This is a genomic window from Halomonas sp. 707B3 (assembly GCF_024158645.1).
GTDB lineage: Bacteria > Pseudomonadota > Gammaproteobacteria > Pseudomonadales > Halomonadaceae > Vreelandella > Vreelandella lionensis.
Window position 1 is genome coordinate 1 of record NZ_JAMZBE010000253.1, and the last position, 2,545, is coordinate 2,545.

A 2,545-nucleotide genomic window follows, 5' to 3' on the forward strand; every position below is an offset into this window, starting at 1 on the left:
GTGATGATATCGACCACAGGCGGCGTTGGCGGTGGCGGCGGGCGGCGCTCGACCCGTGGCGGCTGGCTAACGATCCACCAAGCGAGAGCTAAACCACCGACAAACACCAATAGCGCTGCCAGAGCACCGAAGCCGATGCGACCTTGCTGAGAAAAAGCGTAAGAGCGAGAGGGGGTCATGGACGGGCGTTATCCGTTGGCTGAGAGCGAAAATTCCAGAAAAGAGCGCGTATCATGCTAGCATCACCGATTGCCACGCAGCGATTAGGTAAGCTTTGTGCAAAGAGTGTGCAACCCAAGGGGGTTGGCATTTTTCGCGCCAAACGCTGACGGAATGCGCAATAGCTGCCATCATTCATGTGAAAAGCCATAGACTCCCTGGTCTGTATGACGTTATGAAAAACACCGCCACCCGCGACAAACTCATTGATTCTGGTGCCGAGCTGATTGCCCAGCAGGGCTATAACGCGACGGGTATCAATGCTGTATTAAAAACCTGCGGTGTCCCCAAAGGCTCGTTCTACCACTACTTTTCTAGCAAAGAAGATTTCGGCTTGGCGGTCATTGAGCGCTTTGCCGACGATTACGACGTGTCGTTAGCGGCGCTGCTGGAAGACCCCTCCCTGCCGCCCCTGGAGCGTTTGCGCCGCTACTTTGCCACCGGGCGCGCCCATATGCTCGACTGCGATCACACCACCGGCTGCCTAATCGGTAATCTGGGCCAGGAGTTATCCGGGCAGAGTGATACCTTCCGTGATGCCCTGAATTTGGTGTTTCAGCGTTGGGAAAAGCGCTTTGTGGCCTGCTTGAGCCAAGCCCAAGCCGACGGCACAATCAATACCGCCGTTGCTCCTGAGGCGCTGGCCAGCTTTATTCTCTCCGGTTGGGAGGGGGCGATTCTGCGCGCCAAAACGCTTAAATCTCTGGCTCCTATGGAACACTTCGAGGCCATTTTGTTCGATCACGTACTGGCCCCCCGCTAGCCTGCCAAGCATCAATGGCGGGCTCGGAAGTGGTAATCCCCGCTGGCCACGTCGTTGTTCACGGCGGCGAGCAGCGAGGCATCCAGCGACGCGTCATCCAGCGCGACCAAGCCGCACTGTGACAGCGCGTCTCGCAGGCTAATTTGCTCATCCAAGCGTTGATAAACCACGCGCACGCAGCAAGGCATGCGCTCGCTATTATCCGCCACGCCCATTTTCAGGCCCGTTAGCCGCGTGACCTGGCTTTGAAAGCTGGGGAATAGAATGGTCTGGGTGATCTCGTGACCGTTGAGGGTTTCGTAGTCGACCAAAAACAGCCGGTCGGCCAGCTTGACCGCCGCCCCGACATAGCGGTTATGGCAGGGGCGCTTCCCCGGCACCACCTGCATTCGCTCGGTGCGCTGATACACCACGCCACCTTCTCGCTCTTCCAAACACACCAGCGTGCGCATTAAATAGCCGGGGCGCGACATAGAGTGATAAAGCTCGAAATAGCGCCCTAGATAGCGCTCCATGCCTTCGCTGCCGCGCTGAATTAGCGCGTTGGGCCAGGGCAGCGAGGTGCTCGCGTTGTCGGCATTGAGCTGGCCGGTTTGTACCAGCGCCCGAAAATCGTGGTGGGGCATGGCAATGTCGTCCGGCGTGACGCCAAAAAAGTGGCAAATACGCTGGAGCGCGGCATGGCTGGGGTAGTAGCGTCCGCTGAGGTAGCGGTTGAACTGCGCCCGGTTGATGGGCATGCGACGACACACGTCGGCAATAGAGGGGTAGTAGCTGCAAAGCAGGCGCAAATTGGCCACAAATTCATCATGCATGGGCGAGACTCGAGGCTCTTGGGCGGTGGCGGTGCGGCTAATGTGCCGCCTTGCGCCCAAGAGTGCAACGGCTCGCTCTTTACGTCCGCTTAAAATAAGCGGTGCGCGTGGTTAGAAGCCCTCTAACACCAGCTTACCTACAGTACGATTGCTCTCGATCAGCGCGTGAGCACGCGTTAGGTTGTCGGCAGTGATGGGGCCAAGCACCTCGCCCAGCGTCGTGGTTAAACGGCCGCTATCCACCATGGCGGCGACTTCACTCAATAGATCGTGCTGCTTGGCAATGTCCTCGGTGGTAAACAGCGGCCGCGTGAACATCAGCTCCCAGTGCAGCGACAGGCTCTTGAGCTTGAGTTTGCGCACGTCGATCAGCTCCGGGTCATCGATCAGCGCCAGTTTACCCTGGGGCTTCAAGGCATTGATGATCGCCTCAAAGTGGTGGTCGGTTTGGTTCAGGCTGATCACCATATCCACCTGCTCGTAGCCTGCGGCGTTGAGCGCTTCATCCAGCGGCTGGTGGTGGTCGACCACCGCATCCGCGCCTAACGACGTGACCCAGGCTTGGCTTTCCGGGCGAGAGGCCGTCGCAATCACGGTGATATCGGTGAGCTGCTTGGCGAGCTGAATCAGAATCGAGCCAACACCCCCCGCAGCGCCTACCACTAACAGGGTTTTGCCTTTGGTGTCGCGCATGCCCAGCTCTAGGCGGTCGAACAGCAGTTCCCAGGCGGTAATGGCGGTTAACGGC

At 58.7% G+C, this 2,545-nt stretch carries 3 protein-coding genes; 1 reads left to right on the plus strand and 2 read right to left on the minus strand.

The genetic code is table 11. The annotated features are described in order from the left end of the window. Positions 1 to 394: 394 nt before the first annotated feature. Positions 395 to 982, plus strand: coding sequence for a TetR/AcrR family transcriptional regulator (locus tag BIS10_RS18290; protein WP_253507562.1), 588 nt, complete (start codon positions 395 to 397; stop codon positions 980 to 982). A gap of 11 nt (positions 983 to 993) precedes the next feature. Here BIS10_RS18290 and BIS10_RS18295 read toward each other — a convergent pair whose 3' ends face one another. Both BIS10_RS18295 and BIS10_RS18300 read right to left on the minus strand, forming a co-directional pair. After that, positions 994 to 1,797 (minus strand): helix-turn-helix transcriptional regulator, encoded by an 804-nt coding sequence (locus BIS10_RS18295; RefSeq protein ID WP_253507565.1) that lies wholly within the window; start codon positions 1,795 to 1,797, stop codon positions 994 to 996. Positions 1,798 to 1,908: 111 nt separating this feature from the next. After that, positions 1,909 to 2,545, minus strand: a 637-nt coding sequence (locus BIS10_RS18300) for a zinc-binding alcohol dehydrogenase family protein (protein ID WP_253507568.1), incomplete at its 5' end; no start/stop codon positions are given.